The 23526-nt window shown below is 64.6% G+C and carries 19 protein-coding genes, 1 tRNA gene and 1 pseudogene; 13 read left to right on the forward strand and 8 right to left on the reverse strand.

Annotation, left to right across the window (positions count from 1 at the left end; genetic code table 11):
• Window positions 1-24: 24 nt before the first annotated feature.
• The 5 genes from ABRZ00_RS11205 to ABRZ00_RS11225 all read right to left on the reverse strand — a co-directional run bounded on the left by ABRZ00_RS11205 (window position 25) and on the right by ABRZ00_RS11225 (window position 3323).
• A complete protein-coding gene (locus ABRZ00_RS11205) occupies window positions 25-2037 on the reverse strand; it encodes a pyrroloquinoline quinone-dependent dehydrogenase (protein ID WP_368641980.1) in 2013 nt (670 codons plus the stop codon).
• Window positions 2027-2398 (reverse strand): hypothetical protein, encoded by a 372-nt coding sequence (locus tag ABRZ00_RS11210; RefSeq protein WP_368641979.1) that lies wholly within the window; start codon window positions 2396-2398, stop codon window positions 2027-2029. Before ABRZ00_RS11210 ends, ABRZ00_RS11205 begins: the two co-directional genes overlap by 11 nt.
• 51 nt (window positions 2399-2449) lie before the next feature.
• Window positions 2450-2611 (reverse strand): DUF1328 domain-containing protein, encoded by a 162-nt coding sequence (locus ABRZ00_RS11215; protein ID WP_368639199.1) that lies wholly within the window; start codon window positions 2609-2611, stop codon window positions 2450-2452.
• 78 nt (window positions 2612-2689) lie between these two features.
• Window positions 2690-2905, reverse strand: a complete 216-nt coding sequence (locus ABRZ00_RS11220) for a prenyltransferase (protein WP_368639198.1) — start codon at window positions 2903-2905, stop codon at window positions 2690-2692.
• Window positions 2906-3050: 145 nt separating this feature from the next.
• Window positions 3051-3323: a hypothetical protein gene (locus tag ABRZ00_RS11225; protein WP_368641978.1), complete on the reverse strand. Its 273-nt coding sequence runs from the start codon at window positions 3321-3323 to the stop codon at window positions 3051-3053.
• A 10-nt stretch (window positions 3324-3333) separates the two neighbouring features.
• Between ABRZ00_RS11225 and ABRZ00_RS11230 the strand changes: the two genes are divergently transcribed.
• From ABRZ00_RS11230 to malQ, 6 genes and pseudogenes are all read left to right on the forward strand, one after another.
• Complete coding sequence (locus ABRZ00_RS11230; protein ID WP_368641977.1) at window positions 3334-3543, forward strand: CsbD family protein; 210 nt, start codon at window positions 3334-3336, stop codon at window positions 3541-3543.
• Window positions 3544-3617: 74 nt separating this feature from the next.
• Window positions 3618-4904, forward strand: a complete 1287-nt coding sequence (locus ABRZ00_RS11235) for a hypothetical protein (RefSeq protein ID WP_368644272.1) — start codon at window positions 3618-3620, stop codon at window positions 4902-4904.
• Window positions 4905-4973: 69 nt separating this feature from the next.
• Window positions 4974-5582, forward strand: coding sequence for a hypothetical protein (locus ABRZ00_RS11240; protein ID WP_368644273.1), 609 nt, complete (start codon window positions 4974-4976; stop codon window positions 5580-5582).
• Window positions 5498-7483, forward strand: coding sequence for a 1,4-alpha-glucan branching protein GlgB (gene glgB / locus ABRZ00_RS11245; protein ID WP_368647697.1), 1986 nt, complete (start codon window positions 5498-5500; stop codon window positions 7481-7483). Before ABRZ00_RS11240 ends, glgB begins: the two co-directional genes overlap by 85 nt.
• Window positions 7476-9584 (forward strand): glycogen debranching protein GlgX, encoded by a 2109-nt coding sequence (glgX, locus tag ABRZ00_RS11250; RefSeq protein ID WP_368641975.1) that lies wholly within the window; start codon window positions 7476-7478, stop codon window positions 9582-9584. Before glgB ends, glgX begins: the two co-directional genes overlap by 8 nt.
• A gap of 268 nt (window positions 9585-9852) precedes the next feature.
• Window positions 9853-11334 (forward strand): annotated as a pseudogene (malQ, locus tag ABRZ00_RS11255) (4-alpha-glucanotransferase); the annotation flags it as partial.
• 226 nt (window positions 11335-11560) lie between these two features.
• On the opposite strand, the gene ABRZ00_RS11260 reads toward malQ, so the two are convergent.
• Window positions 11561-11645 (reverse strand) — tRNA-Leu (locus ABRZ00_RS11260).
• A 112-nt stretch (window positions 11646-11757) separates the two neighbouring features.
• On the opposite strand from ABRZ00_RS11260, the gene tig reads away from it, so the two are divergent.
• The 4 genes from tig to lon all read left to right on the forward strand — a co-directional run bounded on the left by tig (window position 11758) and on the right by lon (window position 17690).
• Entirely contained in the window at window positions 11758-13068 is a 1311-nt protein-coding gene (tig, locus tag ABRZ00_RS11265) for a trigger factor (protein ID WP_368641974.1), read from the forward strand.
• Complete coding sequence (gene clpP, locus ABRZ00_RS11270; RefSeq protein ID WP_368641973.1) at window positions 13069-13728, forward strand: ATP-dependent Clp endopeptidase proteolytic subunit ClpP; 660 nt, start codon at window positions 13069-13071, stop codon at window positions 13726-13728. It begins immediately after the preceding gene.
• A gap of 10 nt (window positions 13729-13738) precedes the next feature.
• Window positions 13739-15031 carry an ATP-dependent Clp protease ATP-binding subunit ClpX gene (gene clpX / locus ABRZ00_RS11275; protein WP_343839316.1) on the forward strand — a complete coding sequence of 431 codons (1293 nt, stop codon included), beginning with the start codon at window positions 13739-13741 and terminating at the stop codon, window positions 15029-15031.
• Between the two features lie 199 nt (window positions 15032-15230).
• On the forward strand, window positions 15231-17690 hold the full coding sequence (lon, locus tag ABRZ00_RS11280) for an endopeptidase La (protein ID WP_343839318.1): 2460 nt from the start codon (window positions 15231-15233) through the stop codon (window positions 17688-17690).
• A gap of 143 nt (window positions 17691-17833) precedes the next feature.
• Here lon and lexA read toward each other — a convergent pair whose 3' ends face one another.
• Together lexA and ABRZ00_RS11290 are read right to left on the reverse strand one after the other, a co-directional pair.
• Window positions 17834-18559: a transcriptional repressor LexA gene (gene lexA / locus ABRZ00_RS11285; protein WP_368641972.1), complete on the reverse strand. Its 726-nt coding sequence runs from the start codon at window positions 18557-18559 to the stop codon at window positions 17834-17836.
• Window positions 18560-18703: 144 nt separating this feature from the next.
• On the reverse strand, window positions 18704-19909 hold the full coding sequence (locus ABRZ00_RS11290) for an aromatic amino acid transaminase (protein ID WP_368641971.1): 1206 nt from the start codon (window positions 19907-19909) through the stop codon (window positions 18704-18706).
• Between the two features lie 178 nt (window positions 19910-20087).
• Here ABRZ00_RS11290 and uvrB point away from each other — a divergent pair, with 178 nt between their 5' ends.
• The 3 genes from uvrB (at window position 20088) to iscR (ending at window position 23514) form a co-directional block, all read left to right on the forward strand.
• Window positions 20088-22139, forward strand: a complete 2052-nt coding sequence (gene uvrB / locus ABRZ00_RS11295) for an excinuclease ABC subunit UvrB (protein WP_368641970.1) — start codon at window positions 20088-20090, stop codon at window positions 22137-22139.
• A gap of 122 nt (window positions 22140-22261) precedes the next feature.
• Window positions 22262-22753, forward strand: coding sequence for a low molecular weight protein-tyrosine-phosphatase (locus ABRZ00_RS11300; protein WP_343839533.1), 492 nt, complete (start codon window positions 22262-22264; stop codon window positions 22751-22753).
• A gap of 239 nt (window positions 22754-22992) precedes the next feature.
• Window positions 22993-23514 carry a Fe-S cluster assembly transcriptional regulator IscR gene (gene iscR / locus ABRZ00_RS11305; protein ID WP_343839327.1) on the forward strand — a complete coding sequence of 174 codons (522 nt, stop codon included), beginning with the start codon at window positions 22993-22995 and terminating at the stop codon, window positions 23512-23514.
• The last annotated feature ends 12 nt before the right edge of the window (window positions 23515-23526 follow it).

A 23526-nucleotide genomic window follows, 5' to 3' on the forward strand; every position in this document is an offset into this window, starting at 1 on the left:
CGGGCGGAGCCCAATGCCACACGCCTATTCCCGCGGCAACGCGTACACCACGAGCTGATCGCCGACCTGTTCCTTGATGATGGAGTTGCCGCCGGCTACGAACGCGACGTACTCGCGGCCTTTGTAGGAGTAGACGGCGGGGTTCGCCACCACGGGAGCCTGCGCCTGATCCGACCAGAGCTCTTCTCCGGTCTCCAGTGAATAAGCGCGGACCTTGGCGTCCATCGAGGCTCCGATGAACACCAGACCGCCAGCGGTGACGGCGGGCCCGCCGATGGTGGGCGAGCCCCAGCTTTCCGGCATGAAAAAGCCATATTTCTGCGAAACGCCGACGGGGCGGCGCCATTTCACGCTGCCCGTATGCATGTCCAATGCCACCAGTTCGCCGTAGGGCGGCCGCCAGCAAGGCATGCCCAGCCAGTTCGTGGCGACTTCCAGGCGCATGCCGTAGGGGGCGCCTTGCTGTGGGGCGAAGCCGGATTCGTTGCCGGCGCCCGAGTCTGCCTCGTCGTAGGCCTGGCGTTCGAAGAGCTTGATGTATTGCACGATGTGCGAGACGTTCACGACCGCCGTCTGCCCGGCGGGGTCGAACGCCACGCCTCCCCACTGCACGCCGCCTGCGCTGTCGGGGTAGGCCAGGGCGCCTTCGCCTCGGGTGGTGGGCGGCGTATACATGCCGTGGTATTCGAGCTGCTCCCACAGGCGGGTGCATTCGCCTGCGCCCGCGATATCGGCGAGCCGCCAGACCTCGGGCTTGCGGGCCTGCTCGAGCAGGGGCGCGGGCCTGGTCGGAAACGGCTGTGTTGGAGACAGGTGCTCGCCCTTGACCGAACCGTCGCCTTGCGGCACCGGCCGTTCTTCGATCGGCCAGACGTCTTCACCGGTTTTGCGGTTGACGACGAACAGGAAGCCCTGCTTGGTGGACTGCATCAGCGCCGGAATCTTTTTGCCGCCGACGGTGATGTCCATCAGCGTTGGCGCGGCGTTGATGTCGTAGTCCCAGACATCGTGATGGACCCATTGGCGGGACCAGACGACCTCGCCGGTCTCCAGGTCCAGGGCGGTTGTCGAGGTCGCCAGAGGCACTGCGTCGGGCCAGTAGCCTCCCCAGTAATTCGGCGAGGGCGACGAAACGGGAACGTAGACGAGCCCCAGCTTTGGATCGACCGAGACCGCGGTCCAGACGTTCGCGGTGCCGCTGACCTTGCGCATCTCTGCGTCCAGCGCATGGAAGGTCCATTCCAGGTCGCCGGTGCGCGCGTTGAGGGAAAACAGGGTGCCGGGCGGCGCTTGCGCGTATGCCCAGTCTCTGCCCGCCCAGCCCAGGATCAGGTGGTCGCCCGCCACCGTGGGCGGTTGGAGCAGGGACAACGGATATTTGGCGTGAAGGGTGTTCTGCTCGTTGATATTCACCACGCCATGCCGGCCGAAAGCCTCGCATTTCCTGCCGGTATCGGCGTCCAGCGCGAACAACTGCGCATCCATGGTGCCGATGTAGACGATTTTCTGGCAAGGCTGCCCTGCTTGCGGATCTTCCGCCTCCCAATAGGCGACGCCGCGCGTCTTCAAGGCCGGCTGCGTCATGGCCTCGAGCGTGGAATGCGTGTCGAACTCCCAGCGCACCTCGCCGCTGGCCGGGTCCAGCGCGAAGACCCGATAAAAGGGGGTGCCGATGTAGAGCGTGTTGTTGGCGAATATGGGCGTGGCGGACCAGACGGTCGGCGGCAGGCCGCCCGAGCCATCGGACACGTCGCCTGTGTGGAATTGCCAGGCTTTCTCCAGTTTGTCCACGTTGCCGACGTTGATCTGATCCAGGGGACTGTATTTTTGGGCGCCCAGTTGGCCATGGAATGAGTTCCACTCGGCTCCGGCACGGTTTGGCGCTTCAGCGGTCAAAGACGCCGGCGCGGCAACCGTCGCCTTGGCGCCGCCCGGGGTTTGTGCGCTGGCGGCGTGGACGGCCAGGACGCATGCTGCCAGGGCGGCCGTGCAAAGAAGGGGATTCATCCAGGGTGCGATCGAGCGTTCATGCGTCATGAGGAGAATGCCTCGCGGTGCGGGCCGGTCGCCCGCGGTCGAATATCAGGCCGAGGAGTCCCCCGGTCATGGCGATTCCCAGCCACGGCTCATGCAGCAGCACGCCGGCAAAGGCATTGCCCGCCAGCAGGCAGACCAGCACGGCAAGCCAACTGGTACGAAGCGCCCCGGGCCGCAATCGCGGCAACGCGATTGCCATGAGGGCGATGACCACGCTCACGATCACGGCCAGAAGAGCGCCTTTAGTGCCGGTTACCCCGGTCAATGGAACCAGGTATCCATACAGCGCGATCAGGCTCCCGGCGACCGCGCCGGAAAACAAAACGGCAGCGCCTGCCGGGATGGACCGGAGTGCTTGCATCAGAATCTCACGGCCGAAGATTCAAGAAAGGTTCCGGAACGGAATCCTCTTTCATGGCCGCCTGCGACCGAATATGAGGGATGCCACGAAAAGAACGAGGAAAATAAAAAACAGAACCTTGGCGATGCTTGCCGCAGCCCCCGCAATACCGAAAAATCCCAGGACGCCCGCAACCAGGGCAATGATCAGAAAAACGATGGCGTAATAAAGCATGGGCGATCTCCAGAATCAATGAAGGATTGAATGCTATGGGTTTCCATGTGATGGCCTCATATTGCCGGGCCGTGTCGCCTATTCGCTTGCCTCATGGCCCACGATGCCGCCTACGGCCGCCCCGCCGATGGTGCCTGCGGCGCTGCCGCCGGTCAGGACGGCACCGCCTACCGCGCCAATCCCCGCTCCAGCCGCCGTGTTCTTGCCTTGCTGGGACATCCCGCCGCAAGCGCCCAGGCTGAGCAGCAGCCCGGCGAGCGCCATGCGGCTGGTGATCAATCTCAATGTATCCATGATCCTGCCTCCGTGCCGTTGATAATCGCCTTCACCCTAACACGATATTGAAATCAATTAATGCGCGGTTTTCTTGCCAATATTATCTGTGGTAACAAAGAAATAGTCTGTCGGTTGATTTTGGATTTGTTTTCAAGGGGTGTCTTCATAGGTCGTGATTATTCGCCTTGTACATTTGGATGCAAATAAAAATCCACTCGGAAATATGGGCATGCCGCTTGCTGTTTTCAGGGGTTGCATGAATATCGGGAATATCGGGAGCGTTGAATTTTTCGATCGGAATGCCGCCGCGCGGACCGCACGGAAAGAGCAATGCCTCTGCCGCGTTGCGAATGGAACATGAATCTTCCCGTGCGCGGTTGCCGGGCACGGAACTTGCGGCCTTTCTGCTCCGGATGTTGCAGCGTTCGCTGCTCAAGGAGAATCACATGAACAACGATACGATCAAGGGCAACTGGCTCCAGTACAAGGGCAAGGTCAAAGAGCAGTGGGGCAAGCTGACGGATGATGACCTGGATGTCGTTGCCGGCAAGCGCGATCAACTGGTTGGGCGGATTCAGGAGCGCTATGGCATGGCCCGGGATGAGGCCGACAAGGAAATCGCGTCGTGGGAAACCGACAACCGCTATACGTGGTAGGTCGAGTGCGGCAGAACGCGATGCGGCGCGGTCCCGGCGCGGGCTGGCCGTGCCTGGTCAGAGCCGGTTCGCTGATGGATGCCGTGGCCCAAGCCGCTCAATGGAAAGCCGCCGGCGCCACCGGCGTTCTGGCGCCGGCGCCGTGGCTCACCGGGGATGGGTCCCAGAGCGCAGCGCCTCTGAATGCCGATCAGAGCGCCCGGTCCGGGGCGCCGGTGCGCGACGAGATCGCCGCGGCATGCCGCCGTCTGGCCGGCAGCGGCCTGGACTGTCATCTTGAGTTGTCGCTGGACCGTGTGGCGAGAGGAGCGGCGCCGGATACGGCAGCCTCTTCCTGGTTGCGGGCCGATCCTCATGATCTCCACACCGATCCCCGGACGCCGCGCGTGGATCTCTTCACCCGCCGGATCGTGCGGGCTCCGCCCGGCTCCTTCACGCAGGCATGGGCGCGGAGGCTGGGCGATTGGAGCAGATGCGGGGTGGCCGGCTATTGTTTTCAGGCGCCCCAGCACTTGGCTGCTGAAACCTGGAGGGATCTGGTTTTCGCGTTGCGTGAGATGGTTCCGGGCGTGACCCTCATCGTCTGGACGCCCGGCCTCGCGCCCCAGGATTTGGCCTGTTGCCTCGAAGCGCGCTTCGACTGGACTGTTTCATCCCTCGCATGGTGGGACGGTCGGTCGGATTGGCTCGCGCAGGAGTGTGCGCGGTTGAGCGAGGTCGCACCGGTTCTGGCGTATGCGGGGCGACGAGGGGAAACCCGCTGGCTGGCCGCCGCCGCAGTGAGCGGCGACGGAATCATTCTGGATGCCCCGCTGGGTGCGAATGACATGCTGGGCCCCATTGCCGAGTGGAGAAGCAAAACCAGACTGCCGCCGGTCTCCTGCATGGCGATGGGCGGCTGCGCGGGCCGGATGACCGCCATGGTGCGTGCCCAACCGGGGAAAGGGGGGGTCATGCTGGCATTGTCCGCCGAAGGCGATCCCGGCGCGGCGGTGGAGATGTCCGACTGGGCTGGCCTGCTGCCGGGAGGCCCATGCAGCGGTGCCGACGTGCCTGCGGCGCTGCGAGCTCCGGTCGACAAGTTGGCCCCGGCCGCCTGCGCCCTGTGGCAATGGGCATCGCCCATGCCCGTGGAGTTCCTGCATCGCAATCTGGCCGCTGCGTTGTTGGCCGGGAACCCCGTGGGTGCGTTTGAAGAAAGTCTGTCGGGCTATCTGGCGCTCGCACAACGCATGGGGCGAAGGCTGGCCGAACTGCACGCGGTCTTCGTCGATCCTTTGGAGACGGCAGACGGCGGCCCGCCGCCGGCGTCGGCAAGCAGCCCGGCCGACATCGCGGCCGATGGCGAGCGCGCGCTGTGAGAGTTGTCGGCCGCGCTGGAGGCCTGCTCGGGATTGACCGGCCCTATCCGGGCGGCCTCGCGCGAGGCCATGGCATTCCTGCGCGAGCATGAAACGGCGCTGGCATCCCGCGTGCGCGAAGCCGCCCATCGCGCGCAAGGCGTGATGCGATTGAGGGGGCACGGCGACCTGCATCTGGGGCAGATCCTGGTGTCGCAGGCCGATGCCTATCTGATCGATTTTGAAGGCGAACCGCTCAACGGCGTCGACCAGCGGCGACAGGCCGCCACGATCTACAAGGATCTGGCCGGGATGCTGCGTTCTTTCGATTATGTTGCGGCGGTCGCTCGGCGGGACAGCGCGGTTCCGAAGGTGTCCGAAGCGCCGGCGGGGACGCCGCCCGGGCCGGACTCGCCTGAAGCGGCGGCCGCGTCACCGGAAGCACTGTTGTCGGCCTTCCGCTTGCGCGCCGGCGAGGCGTTCCTGGCCGGCTATCGTGATGCGCGCCCCTCCGTTTTGGCGCTGGCCGATGAAACGGAATCCATGCTGCTGGCGGTCGCGCAATTGGAAAAAGCAGCCTACGAAGTGCGCTACGAAGCTGCCCACCGCCCAGAATGGCTGCCAATTCCCTTGAATGCGCTCGTGCGCATTGCCAAGGCGCTGCTGGAGCCGCACTCCTCGCCCTCGGGGGGAGCATGAACGGGGGTTTCCATGAATTCGGCCCCTTGATCGGGGAGGACCTGCTTGCCCGGCACGGCGATGGCGACTGGCGGGCCGTCGCTGCGCTCGCGCCTTCGCTGACTGAAATCGATGGCGTGCAAGGATTGCGCTGCGCCGTCTGGGCGCCCAATGCGCGCAGCGTCGCCCTGGTGGGCGATTTCAATGCCTGGGATCCGCGGCGTCATCCGATGCGCTTGCGCCACATGGCGGGGGTGTGGGAATTCTTTTTGCCTGGCGTCCGCGGGGGGGATCGCTATAAGTTCGCCGTTCTCGGCGCCGATGGCGTGCTTCGCTGGAAGGCCGATCCGCTCGCCCGGCGCACCGAGAGTCCCCCCGGCACAGCTTCGGTGGTTCACGATGCTTCACTTCTGGCGTGGTCGGACCGGGACTGGTGCGCGGGCCGGGCGGCGCGCCAGCATCCCGGCCAGCCAATCAGCATTTACGAGGTCCATGCGGGATCCTGGGCCTTTCAGGAGGGAGACGGAGAACCGTGGGAGCAGTTGGGCGAGCGCTTGCCCGCCTATGCGCAGGCGCTTGGCTTCACGCATGTGGAACTGTTGCCGATCATGGAGCACCCGTTCGGCGGCTCATGGGGCTATCAGCCGCTCGGCCTTTTTGCGCCGGCCGCGCGCTACGGCACCCCACGCGGCTTTGCGCATTTCGTCGGACGTTGCCATGCGGCGGGAGTCGGCGTGATCCTGGACTGGGTGCCTTCGCACTTTCCCGAAGACGCGCACGGCCTGGAGCATTTCGATGGAACCCCGCTCTATGAGCATGCGGATCCCCGCGAAGGGCATCATCCCGACTGGCATAGCGCCATCTACAACCTTGGACGCAACGAGGTCAAGGCGATGCTGCTGGCAAGCGCCCATTATTGGCTCGACGAATACCACGTCGACGGTTTGCGCGTGGACGCCGTCGCCTCGATGCTGTATCGCGACTACAGCCGTGCCCCGGGTCAATGGATTCCCAACCGTTACGGCGGGCGGGAAAACCTGGAATCGATCGACTTTCTGCGCGAACTGACCGGCAGCGTGCGCGCCCGCGGCGACGGCGCCATGACGGTTGCGGAAGAATCCACGGCCTGGCCCGGCGTCACGAAGCCGGCGGGCGAGGGGGGGCTTGGCTTTGATTACAAATGGAATATGGGATGGATGCACGACACCTTGCAATACATGCGCCGCGATCCTGTCCACCGCCGCTACCACCATGGCGATCTCGCATTCGGACTGCAGTACGCATTCTCGGAGCGCTTCGTCCTGCCGCTCTCGCATGATGAAGTCGTCCACGGCAAGGGTTCGCTGGCGTCGAAAATGGGCGGCGAACCGGATCGCAGACTGGATGCGCTACGCGCTTATCTGGCCTTCATGTGGGTCCATCCCGGGAAGAAACTTTTGTTCATGGGCGGCGAGATCGCTCAATGGCGGGAATGGAATCATGATGCCGTCGTGCATTGGGATCTTCTTGATCATCCGGCGCATCGGGGGGTGCAGCGATTGGTCGGCCGACTGAATCAGTTGTATCGCGAGCGCGCCTCTTTGCATGCGAGCGATGCAGATGCCTCAGGCTTTTCATGGACTGTCGGCGACGACGCTGAAAACAGCGTGTTCGCTTTTGAGCGTTGCGCACCGGGCCATGCGCCGGTGCTGGCCGTTTGCAATTTCACGCCGGTGCCGCACCCTGGCTATGTCGTGGGGGCAAGCTGCGGCGTATTGTGGCGGCTGCTGCTGGATTCGGGTGGCCCTGGCGGAACCCCCGCGGCGCCGCGGAACATTCCCGCGCGACAGGAGCCTGCGCACGGGCGGCCCTTCTCGCTCACGCTGGATCTGCCGGGCGCCTCCACGCTTCTGCTTGCGCCTGGGAGTCTCGACGATGAATGACGCCATGCATGCTCCGCTGTCGGCGGGGAGGCCCTATCCGCTGGGCGCGAACTATGGCGGGCTCGGGGTCAACTTCGCTCTTTTTGCGGCCAATGCCGCCCGTGTCGACCTATGCCTGTTCGATGGCAGCGGACGAAAGGAACTGAGGCGTGTCCAATTGCCCGAATGCACCGATGAAGTCTGGCATGGTTATCTGCCCGATGCGGAACCTGGCCTGTTGTATGGTTATCGAGTGCATGGCCCCTACGACCCGGTCCATGGCCATCGTTTCAACCCGTACAAGTTGCTGCTCGATCCCTATGCGCGCCGGTTGCACGGCGCGGTCCGTTGGGGAGACGCGCTGTTTGGATATCGTGTCGGCCATGCGCGCGGCGATTTGAGCATGGATCGCCGCGACAGTGCTTCTTTGATGCCGAAATGCATCGTATCCCCTCAGCAGCCCTATGCCTGGGGTGATTCGACATCGCCGGACGTGCCCTGGGCAGACACGATCCTCTATGAGGTCCATCTGCGTGGCGTCTCCATGATGCGAGAAGATCTTCCCGCCCCCATGCGCGGGACAGCGGCAGCGCTGGGCGACCCCCGCTTCGTGGAGCATTTGCATCGGCTTGGCGTGTCGGCGGTCGAACTGCTGCCCATTCACGCATTTTTGCAAAACCGGACGCTGCAAGAGCGGGGCCTGAGCAATTACTGGGGCTATGACACATTGTCGTATTTCGCGCCTGAGCCGAGATATGTTCCGAACGGTCCCAATGAACTGCGGCAGGCCATCCGGCGCCTGCATGCGGCGGGCATTCAAGTCGTGCTGGATGTCGTCTACAACCACACCTGCGAAGGCAATGAGTGGGGGCCGACGCTCTCGTGGCGGGGGGTCGACAATGCCAGCTATTACCGCCTCGTGCCGGGCGACGAGCGCCACTATATCGACGAGACGGGTTGCGGCAACACGGTCAATCTTTCCCATCCGGCCGTGCTGCGCATGGTGCTCGATTCCTTGCGCGAATGGGCGGGTTCGTACCGCGTGGATGGCTTCCGCTTCGATTTGTGCACGACGTTGGGGCGCGAAGGCACGGGCTTCGATCCGGGCGCGGGGTTCTTCGATGCCATTCTGCAAGATCCGGTCCTTGCGCCCCTCAAGCTGATCGCCGAACCCTGGGATCTGGGGGCCGACGGTTATCGGCTGGGCCAGCATCCGCCCGGTTTCTCGGAGTGGAACGGCGTGTTCCGGGACAATGTGCGGCGCTACTGGCGCAGCGATGCGGGCCAGCGGCCGGGGATGGCGGATGCGCTGTGCGGTTCCCGTGGCCTGTTCGATCATCGTCACCGGCGCCCCTGGAGCAGCATCAATTTCATTACGGCCCACGACGGCTTCACGCTCACTGACCTGGTGAGCTATGCCGAGCGCCACAACGATGCCAATGGAGAAGCCGGGCAGGACGGTGCCGCCGAGAATTTCAGCGCCAACTGGGGCGAGGAGGGGCCCGCCGCCAACGAGGCGATCGTCCGCTTGCGCGACCGGGTCCGCCGCGCGCTGCTTGCCAGTCTGTTTTTTGCGGATGGTACGCCGATGCTGCGGGCAGGCGATGAACTCGGCCATAGCCAGTCGGGCAACAATAACGCCTATTGCCAGGACAATCCGTTGTCGTGGCTGGACTGGGGCTGCGCGAGCCGCCCCCGAAACGCGGCGTTGGTGCGTTTCATCGGCCGGCTTGTCGAATTGCGATGGCTTCATCCCAGCCTGCGCGCCAATCGCTATCTGGACCTGGCGGAAGAGGTCCTGCCGGACATCGCGCGCGCGAGCTTTTTCGAACCGGACGGACAGGCAATTTCACCCGCAAGCTGGGGCGAAGGCGAGCGCCGCGCATTCGCCCTGCGCCGCGCGTCGCCAGGAGACGGGACGGCGGACATGACGCTGCTGCTGCTGAATCCCTGCGTCGAGCCCCAGTCTTTCGTCATCCCTGGACCCGTGCTGAACTGGACGTGCGAACTGGATACCAGTGCGGAAGATCAACCGGCCACCTCCGTGGCGGGCCAGATCGAAGTGCGGCCGCATTCCATGGTGTTGCTGTCGGCGCGGGGCTCGCGGAGGGGCCCGGCATGAGGGCGTGGCCGGTAGGCTGGACGGCCGGCATCGGAAGACAGCGATGACCCGGCCCGCCGGCCGGAGGGGCGCCGGTGGCGGAGAGGAGCTGTTCCTCTTGGCGGAGCGGGCGGGCCTGCAGGAACGCTGGGTCGATGTTCACGGTGCTTCGCACCGCGTGTCGCCGGACACCTTGCGTGTGCTGCTGGATTCGATGGGGTTTCCCTGCGGGACTGCGGCCAATATCCGCGCAAGTCTCGCCGCGATGAAATGTCGCGCGGGGCCGGGTATGCCGAAACTGCTGATCGGCCGCGCCGGCGAGCCCTTGCGCCTGTCGGGCCTGCCGCCGGGCCCCTGCCTGCTGGAGCACGAAGAGGGTTGCGTACCCCCGCAGAATTTCCATCTGGCCTGCGGTGACTCTGACGGCTGGCTGAGAGTGCCGCTTCCCCCGGGATATTATTGCTTGCGTCCGCAGCGCGGCAGGCTGATCCGGCTGGCCATCGCTCCGCACGGAGCCGATTCCCTGGCCGGACGATGGGGGGCGGCGGGCGAGCGGTTGTGGGGTGCGATGGCCCAGATCTACAGTCTGCGCACTGCCGGCAAAGACCCCTTGACGTCCACCTGGGGGCACGGCGACTTTGGCGCCGTCCGGCGGTTGGCGCAACGGCTCGCCGAGGAGGGTGCGGATGCCCTGATGCTCAGTCCCGCCCATGCGATGTTCAGCGCCGATCCGGCGGCGTGCAGTCCCTACTGTCCCTCGAACCGCCTGTTCCTGAATGCCGCGTATGCGGCCCCTGTCGATGTGTTGGGTGAAACGGCGGTTCGCGCAGCCATGCGGAACCTGCCTTCGATTGACTGGGCCGCGTTGGAGGCCCCGGGGCGGATCGACTGGCCCCGGGTGTCCGCCGCGCGGATGCGGCTTGTGCGCCAGTTGCACAACGGGCTGCATCGTCTGGACGCCCGCATCCGGGATGATTACCGGCGCTTCCTGGGCGAACAAGGCGAGCCGCTGAAGGCGCATGCGGTGTTCGAGTGCCTGCAGGCCGATGCAGCGGTGGCTGTGGACCGCCGGGGGCGCCTGTTGCCTTGGCCGCGGTGGGAGTCGCGCTGGCGGGACGCCCGCTCGTCCGACGTACGGGCCTATGCCTCAAAGCATGCCCGCGAGGTCGATTTGCATTGTTTCCTCCAGTGGCTGGCCGCAACCAGCCTGGGCCTGGCCCATGGTGCGGCGCGCCGCGCCGGCATGCGCATCGGCTTGATGGCGGATCTTGCCGTGGGGGCCAGTCCGGCCGGGAGCCAGGCATGGAGCCAGGCCGGGCTTTTTTTGAAGGGAGCGTCGATCGGCGCGCCGCCGGACAGGCACAATCCGCTGGGCCAGAACTGGCATTTGACGGCATTCTCCCCGCATGCATTGCAGGCCGGCGCCCAGGAGCCGTTCCTGGCCGTGTTGCGTGCCGGCCTCGATCGCGTCGGCGGCCTCCGGATCGATCACGTCGCGGGATTCGAGCGGATATGGGTCATTCCCGAGGGTGCGGAAGCTGCGGATGGAGCCTATCTGAGGATGCCGGCGCGCGATTTGCTGGCGCTGACGGCACTGGAGGCCTGGCGCCGGCAGGCCCTGATCGTTGGCGAAAACCTGGGCACCATCCCGCCCGGCCTGGATGCGGCTCTGCGCCGCAACGGCATCCTGGGCATGAATGTGCTCTGGTTCATGAAACGCTCCGAGGTGGATCGGGCCGCGGCTTCGGATGAATCCCCGGCGTCGTTCCTGCCCTCGCGGGAGTGGCCGCAGCATGCGGCGGCCATGGCGACCACGCACGATCTCCCTGCCCGGTACGGTGCAGGAGTTTCCGAATTGGCGCCGCCGCATGCCGGTGGATGCGGTGCCGGCGTGTTCGACGAAACCCTGGCGCGATCGCCTGCAAGCCATCCGGCGGGCGCGCGGGGCGGGATGAGCCACGGAACGTGGGATGGGGACAATGAAGGTTTTGGCGCTGTGGTGCGAACGGAGAGACTTGAACTCTCATGCCTTGCGGCGCCAGAACCTAAATCTGGTGCGTCTACCAATTCCGCCACGTTCGCCAGGCAAGCCGATCATTATAGCGTGATTCATCCAGGATCCCCGGGCGGCCACGGGGCATTCCAGTTTCCGCTAAAATACCCCGTTTACTGTCAATCATTCAATAGGTCCCGAATGCAGCCCGTGGTTGAAAAATTGTCCGGCCTGGAGCGCCGCGTTGATCTGACCGTCTCGGTCGCCGACATCGAAAAGGAAGTCCAGGCACAGCTCAAGCGCATCGCCCGCACGGCGAAGGTGCAGGGCTTTCGTCCCGGCAAGGCGCCCCTGTCTGTCATCGAACGCAGCCATGGCCCGTCGGTCCGCTATGACGTGATCAACACCCAGATCGGCAAGTCCCTGGACAAGGTGATCGAGGACGCCAACCTGCGCGTGGCCGGCTCTCCCAGCCTGGAGCCCAAGGTCGAGGACGGCGAGGAAGGCGTAATGGCGTTTTCCGCGACGTTCGAAGTCTATCCCGAGATTGAACTTCCGGACCTGTCCTCCTTGAAGATCACCCGCAACACCATCGAAGTGGGCGAGGCCGAGGTGCAGCAGACCATCGATATCCTGCGCCGCCAGCGTACGATCTTCAAGCCGGCCGCCGAGCGCGCCGCCCAGAGCGGCGACCGCGTCACTCTGGATTTCGCCGGCACCATCGACGGCGTGGCCTTCGAGGGCGGCACCGCCCAGGACTTCCCCTTCGTGCTGGGCCAGGGCCGCATGTTGCCCGAGTTCGAGGCCGCCGCCACCGGCTTGAAGGCCGGTGAGACCAAGGTCTTCCCGCTGGCATTCCCCGAAGACTACGGCAGCCCCGCCGTGGCCGGCAAGCAGGCTGAGTTCACGATTACCGTGAAGGAAGTCGCCGAGCCCGAGTTGCCCGAGGTCGATGCCGACTTTGCCCGCGCCCTGGGCCAGGCCGAAGGCGACGTCGCTGCCCTGCTGGCCGATGTGCGCGCCAATGTCGAGCGCGAGGCGCAGGCCCGTGCCAAGAATCGCACCAAGGCCAGCGTGATGGACGCTCTGGCGGGCGCCTGCACCTTCGACCTGCCCAAGGCGCTGGTGGACAACGAAATCGCCAACCGCACGGCGGCTGCGCGCGAAGAACTGAAACAGCGCGGCCTGCCCAATGCGGACAGCATCCCCATCCCCGAGGATACTTTCCGCGCCGAGGCCGAACGCCGCGTGCGCCTGGGCTTGCTGGTGGCCGAGCTCATCAAGTCCGCCGACCTCAAGGCCAAGCCCGAGCAGGTCCGTGCCCGCATCGAGGAATTCGCCAAGAGCTACGAGCAGCCCGCCCAGGTGGTGGCCTATTATCTGTCCGACCGCCAGCGCCGCGCCGAGATCGAATCGCTGGTCCTGGAAGACAACCTCGTCGAGCATGTCCTGGCCAGCGCTCAGGTCACCGACGAAGCTGTGGATTTCGATACTTTGATGGGTGCCCGCTAAATGTCCAGGTTCACCGATTTCTACGCGTCGATGTACGGCGGGGACTCGGTCGTCCCCACCGGTTTGGGCTACGTGCCCATCGTGATCGAGCAGTCCGGCCGCGGCGAGCGGTCCTACGACATCTATTCGCGCCTGCTGCGCGAGCGGGTGATCTTCTTCGTGGGGCCCGTCAACGATCAGTCCGCCAATCTGGTCGTGGCGCAATTGCTGTTCCTGGAATCGGAGAACCCTGACAAGGATATCTCGCTGTACATCAATTCCCCGGGCGGTTCGGTATACGCCGGGATGGCGATCTTCGACACCATGCAGTTCGTCAAGCCCGAGGTCTCCACGCTATGCACCGGCCTGGCTGCCAGCATGGGCGCGTTCCTGCTGGCCGCCGGCGCCAAGGGCAAGCGCTATGCATTGCCCAATTCGCGCATCATGATCCACCAGCCCTCGGGCGGCGCCCAGGGTCAGGCTTCGGACATCCAGATCCAGGCCAAGGAAATCCTCAGCCTGCGCGAGCGCCTGAACAACATCCTGGCCGAACGCACCGGCCAGGACATCGAACGCATCGCCGTGGATACCGAACGCGACAACTTCATGTCCGCCGACGATGCGCGCGAATACGGACTGATCGACAAGGTATTGGTTTCGCGTATCGACGAAGCCAAGTGATTGGATAGCCATGACCGAGAAAAAGGGTTCCAGCGAGGACAAGGCGTTGCATTGCTCCTTCTGCAACAAAAGTCAGCACGAAGTCCACAAGCTCATCGCCGGGCCTTCCGTCTTCATCTGCGATGAATGCATCGGCCTGTGCAACGACATCATCCGCGAAGAGTCCCAGGACGCGGCGCGGGCCGCCGTGCGCAAAGAGCTGCCCACGCCGGAGGAAATCAAGTCCTTTCTGGACGGCTATGTCATTGGCCAGGAAACGCCCAAGCGCAACCTGGCGGTGGCGGTCTACAACCACTACAAGCGCATCCGCTACCAGGACGCCAAGGACGGTGACGTCGAGCTGTCCAAGAGCAATATCCTGCTGATCGGACCGACCGGCTCGGGCAAGACCCTGTTGGCGCAGACTTTGGCGCGCATGCTGGACGTGCCCTTCGTGATGGCTGACGCCACCACCCTGACGGAAGCCGGCTATGTCGGCGAAGATGTCGAGAACATCATCCAGAAGCTGCTGCAGAACTGCAACTACGAGGTCGACAAGGCCCAGCGCGCCATTGTCTACATCGACGAGATCGACAAGATTTCGCGCAAGTCCGACAACCCGTCCATTACGCGCGACGTCTCGGGAGAGGGCGTGCAGCAGGCCTTGCTCAAGCTCATCGAAGGCACGGTCGCCTCGGTGCCGCCGCAAGGCGGGCGCAAGCATCCCAACCAGGATTTCGTCCAGGTCGACACCACCAACATCCTGTTCATCGTGGGCGGCGCCTTCGACGGGCTGGAGAAGATCATCCGCGATCGCAGCGAGCGCTCCGGCATCGGTTTTGCCGCCACGGTGCGCGCGCGCTCCGAGCGGGGCGTGGGCGAACTGTTCGCCGAAGTCGAGCCCGAGGATCTGATCAAGTTCGGTCTGATTCCCGAGCTGGTCGGTCGCCTGCCGGTAGTCGCCACGCTCGAAGAGCTCACCGAGGATACGCTGGTGCGTATCCTCACCGAGCCGCGCAACGCTGTGGTCAAGCAGTTCCAGAAACTCTTCGAGATGGAAGACGTCGAACTCGACGTCACGCCCGAAGCGCTCACGGCGATCGCCCGCAGGGCGATCAAGCGCCGCACCGGCGCCCGCGGCCTGCGTTCCATCATGGAACAGGCGCTGCTGGGAACCATGTACGAACTGCCTTCGCGCCGGGACATCAACCGTGTGATCCTCGAAAAGGACGCGGTCGAAGGGCGGGATACGCCGACGCTGGTCAAGGGGCCCCGGCCCGACCGCCAGGCCGAAGAAAAGCCCCTGCGCTCCGCGGCCGCCTGAACGCGCGCATCCCGCGCCGCCCCGTCCAGCGGACGGGAATACCAAGGGTTCCCTGGCCTTCCGGTTCCCGTATACTTGGGGTGTGCCGCCGGCTCTTGAAAAGCGTCTGTCCGGCACCATATTCATCAGCAGGCACTATACGAAAAAGGAAGCCCGCGCTTCCTTTTTCTTTCAGATTCAATAGTTTGAGGAATCAACCATGTCTGCTAGCCAGATTCTGACCCAGGAACCTGTGGAATTGCCGCTGCTGCCGCTGCGCGACGTCGTGGTCTTTCCGCACATGGTCATCCCCCTGTTCGTGGGACGGCCGCGTTCCATCAAGGCGCTCGAACTGGCCATGGAGGCCGGCAGCAGCGTCATGCTGGTGGCGCAGAAATCCGCCGGCAAAGACGAGCCCACGCCCGAAGATCTGTACGAGATCGGCTGCGCGGCCAATATCCTGCAAATGCTGAAGCTGCCCGATGGCACCGTCAAGGTGCTGGTCGAGGGCTTGCAGCGTGCCCGCATCCACGAGGTGTCCGACGCCGAGTCGCATTTCTCGGCGCAAGTATCGGGCATCGACGAAGACCGGTCCGATCTGGCCGAGGCCGAGGCCCTGCGCCGCGCCGTCGTGGCCCAGTTCGAGCAATACGTCAAACTGAACAAGAAGATTCCGCAGGAGATCCTGACCTCGCTGTCCGGCATCGAGGATGCCGGCCGCCTGGCCGACACCATCGCGGCCCACCTGCCCTTGAAAATCGAGCAAAAGCAATCGCTGCTCGACATGCCCGGCGCCGCTCGCCGCCTCGAATCCCTGCTGGCCCAGTTGGAATCCGAAATCGAGATCCTGCAGGTCGAAAAGCGCATTCGCGGCCGCGTCAAGAAGCAGATGGAAAAAAGCCAGCGCGACTACTATCTCAACGAGCAGGTCAAGGCCATCCAGAAAGAGCTGGGCGAGGGCGAGGAAGGCGCGGACATCGAAGAGCTCGAGCGCCGGATCGCGTCCGCCCACTTGCCCAAGGACGCCCGCAAGAAGGCCGACGCCGAGCTCAAGAAGCTCAAGCTGATGTCGCCCATGTCGGCTGAGGCCACGGTGGTGCGCAACTACATCGACACGCTGCTCAGCCTGCCCTGGCGCAAGAAGAGCCGCGTCAACAACGCCCTGAAGAATGCCGAGGAAGTCCTCGACGCCGATCACTACGGCCTGGAAAAGGTCAAAGAGCGTATCGTCGAGTACCTGGCCGTGCAGCAGCGCGTGGACAAGCTCAAGGCGCCGATCCTGTGCCTGGTCGGGCCTCCGGGCGTGGGCAAGACTTCGCTGGGGCAGTCCGTGGCGCGCGCCACCAACCGCAAGTTCGTGCGCATGGCGTTGGGCGGTGTGCGCGACGAGGCCGAGATTCGCGGCCACCGGCGCACGTACATCGGTTCCATGCCAGGCAAGATTCTACAGAACATGGCCAAGGTCGGTGTGCGCAATCCGCTGTTCCTGCTCGACGAGATCGACAAGCTGGGCGCGGATTTCCGGGGCGACCCGTCCTCGGCGCTGCTGGAGGTGCTCGATCCCGAGCAGAACCACACCTTCCAGGACCACTACATCGAGGTCGACTTCGACCTGTCCGATGTGATGTTCGTGGCGACCAGCAATACCCTGAACATCCCGCCGGCCCTGCTGGATCGGATGGAGGTGATCCGCCTGTCGGGCTACACCGAAGACGAAAAGGTCCATATCGCCTTTGACCACCTGCTGCCCAAGCTGATGAAGAACAACGGGGTGCAGGAAGGCGAGCTGAGCATTGCCGAAGACGCCATCCGCGATATCGTGCGGTATTACACGCGCGAGGCCGGGGTGCGCGCGCTGGAGCGTGAAATCTCCAAGATCTGCCGCAAGGCCGTCAAACGCCTGCTCAGCACCAATGCCCCTGAACAAGGCCAGAAAAAGATCAGTGTCCGGGAATCGATCACGGTGGATGCCGGCAATCTGAGCGATTTCCTGGGTGTGCGCCGCTTCAATTTCGGCGTGGCCGAGAAAGAGGACAAGGTCGGCCAGGTGACCGGCCTGGCCTGGACGGAAGTCGGCGGCGACCTGCTGACCATCGAGGCGGCCGACATGCCGGGCAAGGGGGTGGTGCTGCGCACCGGTTCGCTGGGTGATGTGATGAAAGAATCGGTCGAGGCCGCCCGGACCGTGGTGCGCGCGCGTGCCCGCAAATGGGGGATCGCCGACCAGGCCTTCGAAAAACGTGATCTGCACGTCCACTTCCCGGAAGGCGCCACGCCCAAGGACGGCCCTTCGGCCGGGGCTGCGATCGCCATCGCCATGGTATCGGCGCTGACCGGGATTCCGGTGCGGGCGGACGTCGCCATGACAGGCGAGATCACGCTGCGCGGCGAGATCCTGGAAATTGGCGGCCTCAAGGAAAAGCTGCTGGCGGCGCATCGCGGCGGCATCAAGACCGTGATGATTCCGGAGGACAACGTCAAGGATCTGGCCGAAATTCCGGACAACGTGAAGAACCACCTGGAAATCATTCCGGTGCGCTGGATCGACCGGGTGCTGGAAGTCGCTTTGCAGAGCATGCCGGTGCCGCTGTCCGACGAGGAAGTCGCCCGGCTGGCGGCTGAGGCCGTGGCTTCCGCCAAGCCTGCGGAGGCGGGCAGCGGCGGGGTGATGAAGCACTGACCTTTCACCGGCCTTTCCGGCGGGGACCTGTGTTCGCGAGAACGCGGGCCCCTGTTTTTTTTGGCGGAAAGGCGCTGCCGCGCCCCGGCGGGGAGCAAAGGGGGAAGCGCTTGCCTACGCGGTGCTTTGCATCCGGCCCGGGATCAATGCAGCGCGGTGGCGCGGATCAGGCCGACGGCGATGCCTTCGATGGCGAAATCATCGCCCGGCCCGACGTCGATGGGCTGGAAATCGGGGTTTTCGGGCAGCAGGCGGATACGGCGGCCCTGATGATCCAGACGTTTGACCGTGACGTCGTCGCCCAGCCGGGCGACGACGATCTGGCCGTGCCTGGCCTGGGGCGTGCTGCGCACGGCCAGCAAATCGCCGTCCAGGATGCCGGCGTCGCGCATGCTGCTGCCGCGTACGCGCAGCAGGTAATCCGGAGCGGACTCGAACAGGTGCGCGGCCAGGGGGATTTCACGCTCGACGTGCTCGGCCGCCAGGACCGGGCTGCCGGCGGCGACGCGCCCCACCAGGGGCACCAGGTGGCTATCGGCCGGCGTCAGCCAGGATGGGGCGCCGGGCAGGGGGCCGGGCGTGTGGGCCGGTGGGCTGCCGGCGGGTGCGGAGGCTGTGGGCAGGCTGGCGGAGCCGGTGTCCGTCGCCTGGGCCTGCCCGGTGAGCTGGATGCCGCGCGAGGTGGCGGCCGACAGGCGGATGTAGCCTTTGCGCTCGAGGGCGCGGAGGTGGTCTTCGGCGGCATTGGCCGAGCGAAAGCCCAGTTCGCGGGCGATTTCGGCCCGGGTGGGCGGACGGCCCGTCTGCTGGATGGCCAGCCGGATGATATCCAGGATCTGGGACTGTCGGGCGGTGAGTTTCAGGGCCATGTCGCGCTACTGGATGGAAACACAGCCTGTATTGTGACGGAAGGGCGCGCACGGCGCAAGCGTGAGCCGCTGGCGGAAAGGCCGACGGAGCCTTTTGGAGGCTCCGTCGTGTGCCGATCAGCCCGGCCGCGGGGCAGGGGATGGTCAGGCCTTGATCACGCTGGCCACGGATTGGGCGACGTAATCGATGTTGCCGCTGTTCAGCGCGGCCACGCAGATGCGCCCGCTGCCAACGGCGTAGATGCCGAAGTCTTCGCGCAGGCGATCGACCTGGGCCTTGGTCAGCCCCGAGTACGAGAACATGCCGCGCTGGGCCTTGACGAAGCTGAAGTCCTGGTCCACGCCCTGGGCCTGGATTTTCTCGACCAGTTGATGGCGCATGGTGCGAATGCGGTCGCGCATGTCGGCCAGTTCTTCGGCCCATTGGGCATACAGCTCGGGTGTGTTGAGCACGGTCGAGACCAGCGCGCCGCCATGGGTGGGCGGATTGGAATAGTTGGTGCGGATGACGCGCTTGAGCTGGCTGAGCACACGGGTGCTTTCTTCGTCGCCGCCGGTCACCAGCGTCAGGGCGCCGACGCGTTCGCCGTACAGCGAGAAGGATTTGGAGAACGAAGAGCTGATGAACATGGTCACGCCCAGTTCGGCGAACAGGCGCACCACGGCGGCGTCCTCTTCGATGCCATCGCCAAAGCCCTGGTAGGCGATGTCCAGGAAGGGCACCAGTCGCCCCGCCTGCAGCGTGCGGGCGATTTCCTGCCATTGCTCAAAAGAGGGGTCCACGCCGGTGGGATTATGGCAGCAGGCGTGCAGCACCACGATGGTGCCGGCGGGCAAGGCGCGCAGCGAGGCCAGCATGCCGTCGAAATTCAGGCCGTGCGTGGCGGCGTCGTAGTAGTCGTAGCCGACGACCGGGAAGCCGGCGGCGGAAAACAAGGCCTGGTGGTTGGCCCAGCTCGGATTGCTGATGGCGACCTGGGCGCCGGGCAGGATTTGCTTGAGGAAATCGGCGCCGACCTTCAGTGCGCCGGTGCCGCCCAGGGTCTGCACCGTGAGGGAGCGGTGTTCGGAGATCAGCGGCGAGCCGGCGCCCAACAGCAGGGTGCGCGCGCCGTCGTTGTAGCCCGGGATGCCGTCGATCGGCAGGTAGTTGCGCGGCGCGGCTTCTTCGAATAGACGGGCTTCGGCCTGACGGACGGCTTTCAGCAGGGGAATGCGGCCGGCGTCGTCGTAGTAGACACCGACGCCGAGGTTGACCTTGGTGGACCGGGAATCAGCCTTGAATTGTTCGTTCAAGCCCAGGATGGGATCGCGGGGAGCGAGTTCGACGGAAGCGAAGATGGAGGACATGAGATACCGTAGGGACAGGGAAAAGGGGGAGGAGATCCCGTAAACCGGTCCGCCCGTCCCGCCGGCCGTCCCGGCAAGGGGCGCGTCGGACGTGGGGACTTGGTTTTAGAGATCCCTTGGTCGCGAAGGCCAACGATGAGATAATAAGGGGTTTACCCGAATAGTGTCTAGGCGAACCATGGCGAGTGGCGCAAATACCCCTGACCTGGTGGAGGACTCACCGGGTTTCGTGCATTTTTCAAACAGTCCGTTCCAGCTTTACCAGCCGTATCCGCCCGCCGGAGACCAGCCGGCCGCGATCGAGGCGTTGGAAGAAGGCGTGCACGACGGGCTGATGTGCCAGACGTTGCTGGGGGTGACCGGCTCGGGCAAGACGTACACGATGGCCAACCTGATCGCCCGCACCGGGCGCCCGGCCATCGTGCTGGCGCCCAACAAGACCCTGGCGGCCCAGCTCTATGCCGAAATGCGCGAGTTCTTCCCCCGCAATGCGGTGGAGTACTTCGTGTCCTACTACGATTACTACCAGCCCGAGGCCTACGTGCCCTCCCGCGATCTGTTCATCGAGAAGGATTCGTCCATCAATGAACATATCGAACAAATGCGCCTGTCGGCGACCAAGAGCCTGCTGGAGCGCCCCGACACCATCATCGTGGGCACGGTGTCCTGCATTTACGGCATCGGCAATCCGGGCGATTATCACGCCATGGTGCTCACGCTGCGCACGGGCGACCGGATCGGCCGCCAGGAAATCCTGGCGCGGCTGGTCGCCATGCAATATGAGCGCAACGACATGGAATTCTCCCGGGGGGCTTTCCGGGCGCGCGGCGAGGTCATCGACGTCTTCCCGGCCGAGCATGCGGAGCACGCCCTGCGCATCACATTGTTCGACGACGAGATCGAATCCCTCGATCTGTTCGATCCCCTGACGGGCAAGCCGGTTCAGAGCCTGGTGCGCTTCACGATCTTTCCCAGTTCGCACTACGTGACGCCTCGCGAAACCGTGCTGCGCGCCATCGAAACCATCAAGGAAGAATTGCGCGAGCGCCTGGCCGAATTGACCGCTGCCGGCCGGCTTGTCGAGGCGCAGCGGCTCGAGCAGCGCACTCGCTTCGACCTGGAAATGCTGCAGGAACTGGGGTTTTGCAAGGGCATCGAGAATTATTCCCGGCACTTGTCGGGTGCGCTGCCGGGCGAGCCGCCCCCGACGCTGATCGATTACCTGCCGGCCAACGCGCTGATGTTCATCGATGAAAGCCACGTCACGATCGGCCAGTTGGGCGGCATGTACCGGGGAGACCGGTCCCGCAAGGATACGCTGGTCCAGTTCGGTTTCCGGCTGCCTTCGGCGCTGGACAACCGGCCCCTGCGCCTGGAGGAGTTCGAGGCGCGCATGCCGCAGTGCGTGTTCGTGTCGGCCACGCCGGGGCCCTACGAGGCGCAGCATGCCGACCAGGTGGTCGAACAGGTGGTGCGCCCCACCGGGCTGGTGGATCCCGAAGTCGAACTCAGGCCGGCCATCACGCAGGTCGATGATCTGCTGGGCGAGGCCAAGCAGCGCATCGCGCGTCACGAACGGGTGCTGGTCACCACGCTGACCAAGCGCATGGCCGAGGATCTGACCGAGTATTTGGGGGAAAACGGCCTCAAGGTGCGCTACCTGCATTCCGACATCGATACGGTGGAGCGGGTCGAGATCATCCGCGATCTGCGCCTGGGGGCCTTCGACGTGCTGGTCGGGATCAACCTGCTGCGCGAAGGCCTGGACATCCCCGAGGTCTCCCTGGTGGCAATCCTGGATGCCGACAAGGAAGGCTTTCTGCGTTCCGAGCGCAGCCTGATCCAGACCATCGGGCGGGCGGCGCGCAATCTCAACGGACGCGCCATCCTGTACGCCGACCGGGTGACGGATTCCATGCGCCGCGCCATGGATGAAACCGCCCGCCGCCGGGAAAAGCAGCAGGCTTTCAATATCGAGCACGGCATCACCGCCCGGGGAGTCAGCAAGGCGGTCCGCGACCTGATCGACGGGGTGGCCCTGCCGGCCACGGCGGCGCCGGCCGATGCCGGCTACGACGAATCCGCCCTGCACGACGAAAAGTCCCTGGCCAAGGAAATCCGCCGCCTGGAACAGCGCATGAACGAGCATGCCCGCAACCTCGAATTCGAGCAGGCGGCCTCCGTGCGGGATGCCCTGCGCGACCTGAAGGCCCGCGTCTTGCTGGGGTAAATCCGGGGCGGCGCCGGATCTGTTGCGGCGCGCCGTTGGAAGTGCTTCATAAGTCAGGTTTTTTTGTGGTTTTCCACAGAAAATACTTGCCAATTTCCGGGTTTTCCCGCACACTTTCACCTATCATGCATAAGGTACTTTTCGTCTGTACGGGCAATATCTGCCGCTCTCCCACCGCCCAGGGTGTATTCCAGCATCTTGTCGACGAGGCCGGCCTGTCCGACGCGATCCTCGTTGATTCCGCCGCGACCCATCATTTCCATGTGGGGGAAGCCCCGGACGCGCGCGCCCAGACCGCCGCGCGCAAGCGCGGCTACGATCTGTCGGCGCTGGTGGCCCGGCAGATTCGCGCCGACGATTTCCGCGACGCCGACCTGATCCTGGCCATGGATTGGGAAAACCTGTCCGCATTGCAGCAGCAATGCCCCAAGGTCTATCAGCACAAGCTCATGCTGCTGATGCGGTTTTCCAATGAATTCGAGGAAGCCACGGTGCCCGATCCGTATTACGGCGGCCCTGAAGGCTTCAACAAGGTTCTGGATTACATCGAAGACTCCTGCCAGGGCGTCCTCGAACTGGTGCGCAAGCGCGCATTGCAGTACCAGGCGGCCTGACCGATTCTTTGCCGTTTCCTGCCGAGGGCGCCTGCGGGCGCCCTCGGTTTTTCGCCCGCGCATGGGGTGGATCCAGGGGGGATGCCCCTGGACCACAGTCGGAATTGACAAGCATCAAGTTTTGCCAATGTTCCCGGGCTAAAACCGAGTATTTTACTCAGGTAAAAGGGTACACTTGACTCAAATAGTCGGGTATCCGACGTACCCGGAAATTCTCCGCACCCACAGAGGACTTCACCATGCGTTTGACGACCAAGGGACGTTTCGCCGTCACAGCAATGATCGACCTGGCCATGCGCCACCATAGCGGCCCGGTCACGCTGGCCGCGATCAGCTCGCGCCAGAACATTTCCCTGTCCTACCTGGAGCAGTTGTTCGGCAAGCTGCGCCGGCACGAACTGGTCGACAGCGTGCGGGGGCCGGGAGGCGGTTACATGCTGGCCCGGCATGCCCGCGATATTTCCGTGGCCGACATGATCTTCGCCGTGGACGAGCCACTGGACGCCACCAGCTGTGGCGGCAAGGAAAATTGCGATATCGGCCGCAACGGCCACAGCGGCAAATGCATGACCCACGACCTGTGGGCGACGTTGAGTCGTAAAATGCTGGAATACCTGGACTCGGTCTCGCTGCAGGATCTGGTCGATCAGCAGCGTTTGCGCGAATGGCAGGAATCCGGCCATATGCGCAACGGCCGCCCGACGATCCCGATCACGCCGGTCGCGGCCGGCACCCCGGTCCAGGAGCCCGTATCGGCCTGAGTTACCGGAGTT

The sequence above is a fragment of the Castellaniella ginsengisoli genome (genome assembly GCF_040955415.1).
Classification (GTDB): Bacteria; Pseudomonadota; Gammaproteobacteria; order Burkholderiales; family Burkholderiaceae_B; genus Castellaniella; species Castellaniella ginsengisoli.

What these genes read in the sequence shown, in the direction of transcription:
- ABRZ00_RS11205 (WP_368641980.1), bottom strand. Translation starts at nt 2,037, where the DNA reads ATGACGCATGAACGCTCGATCGCACCCTGGATGAATCCCCTTCTTTGC.
- ABRZ00_RS11210 (WP_368641979.1), bottom strand. Translation starts at nt 2,398, where the DNA reads ATGCAAGCACTCCGGTCCATCCCGGCAGGCGCTGCCGTTTTGTTTTCC.
- ABRZ00_RS11215 (WP_368639199.1), bottom strand. Translation starts at nt 2,611, where the DNA reads ATGCTTTATTACGCCATCGTTTTTCTGATCATTGCCCTGGTTGCGGGC.
- ABRZ00_RS11220 (WP_368639198.1), bottom strand. Translation starts at nt 2,905, where the DNA reads ATGGATACATTGAGATTGATCACCAGCCGCATGGCGCTCGCCGGGCTG.
- ABRZ00_RS11230 (WP_368641977.1), top strand. Translation starts at nt 3,334, where the DNA reads ATGAACAACGATACGATCAAGGGCAACTGGCTCCAGTACAAGGGCAAG.
- ABRZ00_RS11235 (WP_368644272.1), top strand. Translation starts at nt 3,618, where the DNA reads ATGGATGCCGTGGCCCAAGCCGCTCAATGGAAAGCCGCCGGCGCCACC.
- ABRZ00_RS11240 (WP_368644273.1), top strand. Translation starts at nt 4,974, where the DNA reads ATGGCATTCCTGCGCGAGCATGAAACGGCGCTGGCATCCCGCGTGCGC.
- glgB (WP_368647697.1), top strand. Translation starts at nt 5,498, where the DNA reads ATGGCTGCCAATTCCCTTGAATGCGCTCGTGCGCATTGCCAAGGCGCT.
- glgX (WP_368641975.1), top strand. Translation starts at nt 7,476, where the DNA reads ATGAATGACGCCATGCATGCTCCGCTGTCGGCGGGGAGGCCCTATCCG.
- tig (WP_368641974.1), top strand. Translation starts at nt 11,758, where the DNA reads ATGCAGCCCGTGGTTGAAAAATTGTCCGGCCTGGAGCGCCGCGTTGAT.
- clpP (WP_368641973.1), top strand. Translation starts at nt 13,069, where the DNA reads ATGTCCAGGTTCACCGATTTCTACGCGTCGATGTACGGCGGGGACTCG.
- clpX (WP_343839316.1), top strand. Translation starts at nt 13,739, where the DNA reads ATGACCGAGAAAAAGGGTTCCAGCGAGGACAAGGCGTTGCATTGCTCC.
- lon (WP_343839318.1), top strand. Translation starts at nt 15,231, where the DNA reads ATGTCTGCTAGCCAGATTCTGACCCAGGAACCTGTGGAATTGCCGCTG.
- lexA (WP_368641972.1), bottom strand. Translation starts at nt 18,559, where the DNA reads ATGGCCCTGAAACTCACCGCCCGACAGTCCCAGATCCTGGATATCATC.
- ABRZ00_RS11290 (WP_368641971.1), bottom strand. Translation starts at nt 19,909, where the DNA reads ATGTCCTCCATCTTCGCTTCCGTCGAACTCGCTCCCCGCGATCCCATC.
- uvrB (WP_368641970.1), top strand. Translation starts at nt 20,088, where the DNA reads ATGGCGAGTGGCGCAAATACCCCTGACCTGGTGGAGGACTCACCGGGT.
- iscR (WP_343839327.1), top strand. Translation starts at nt 22,993, where the DNA reads ATGCGTTTGACGACCAAGGGACGTTTCGCCGTCACAGCAATGATCGAC.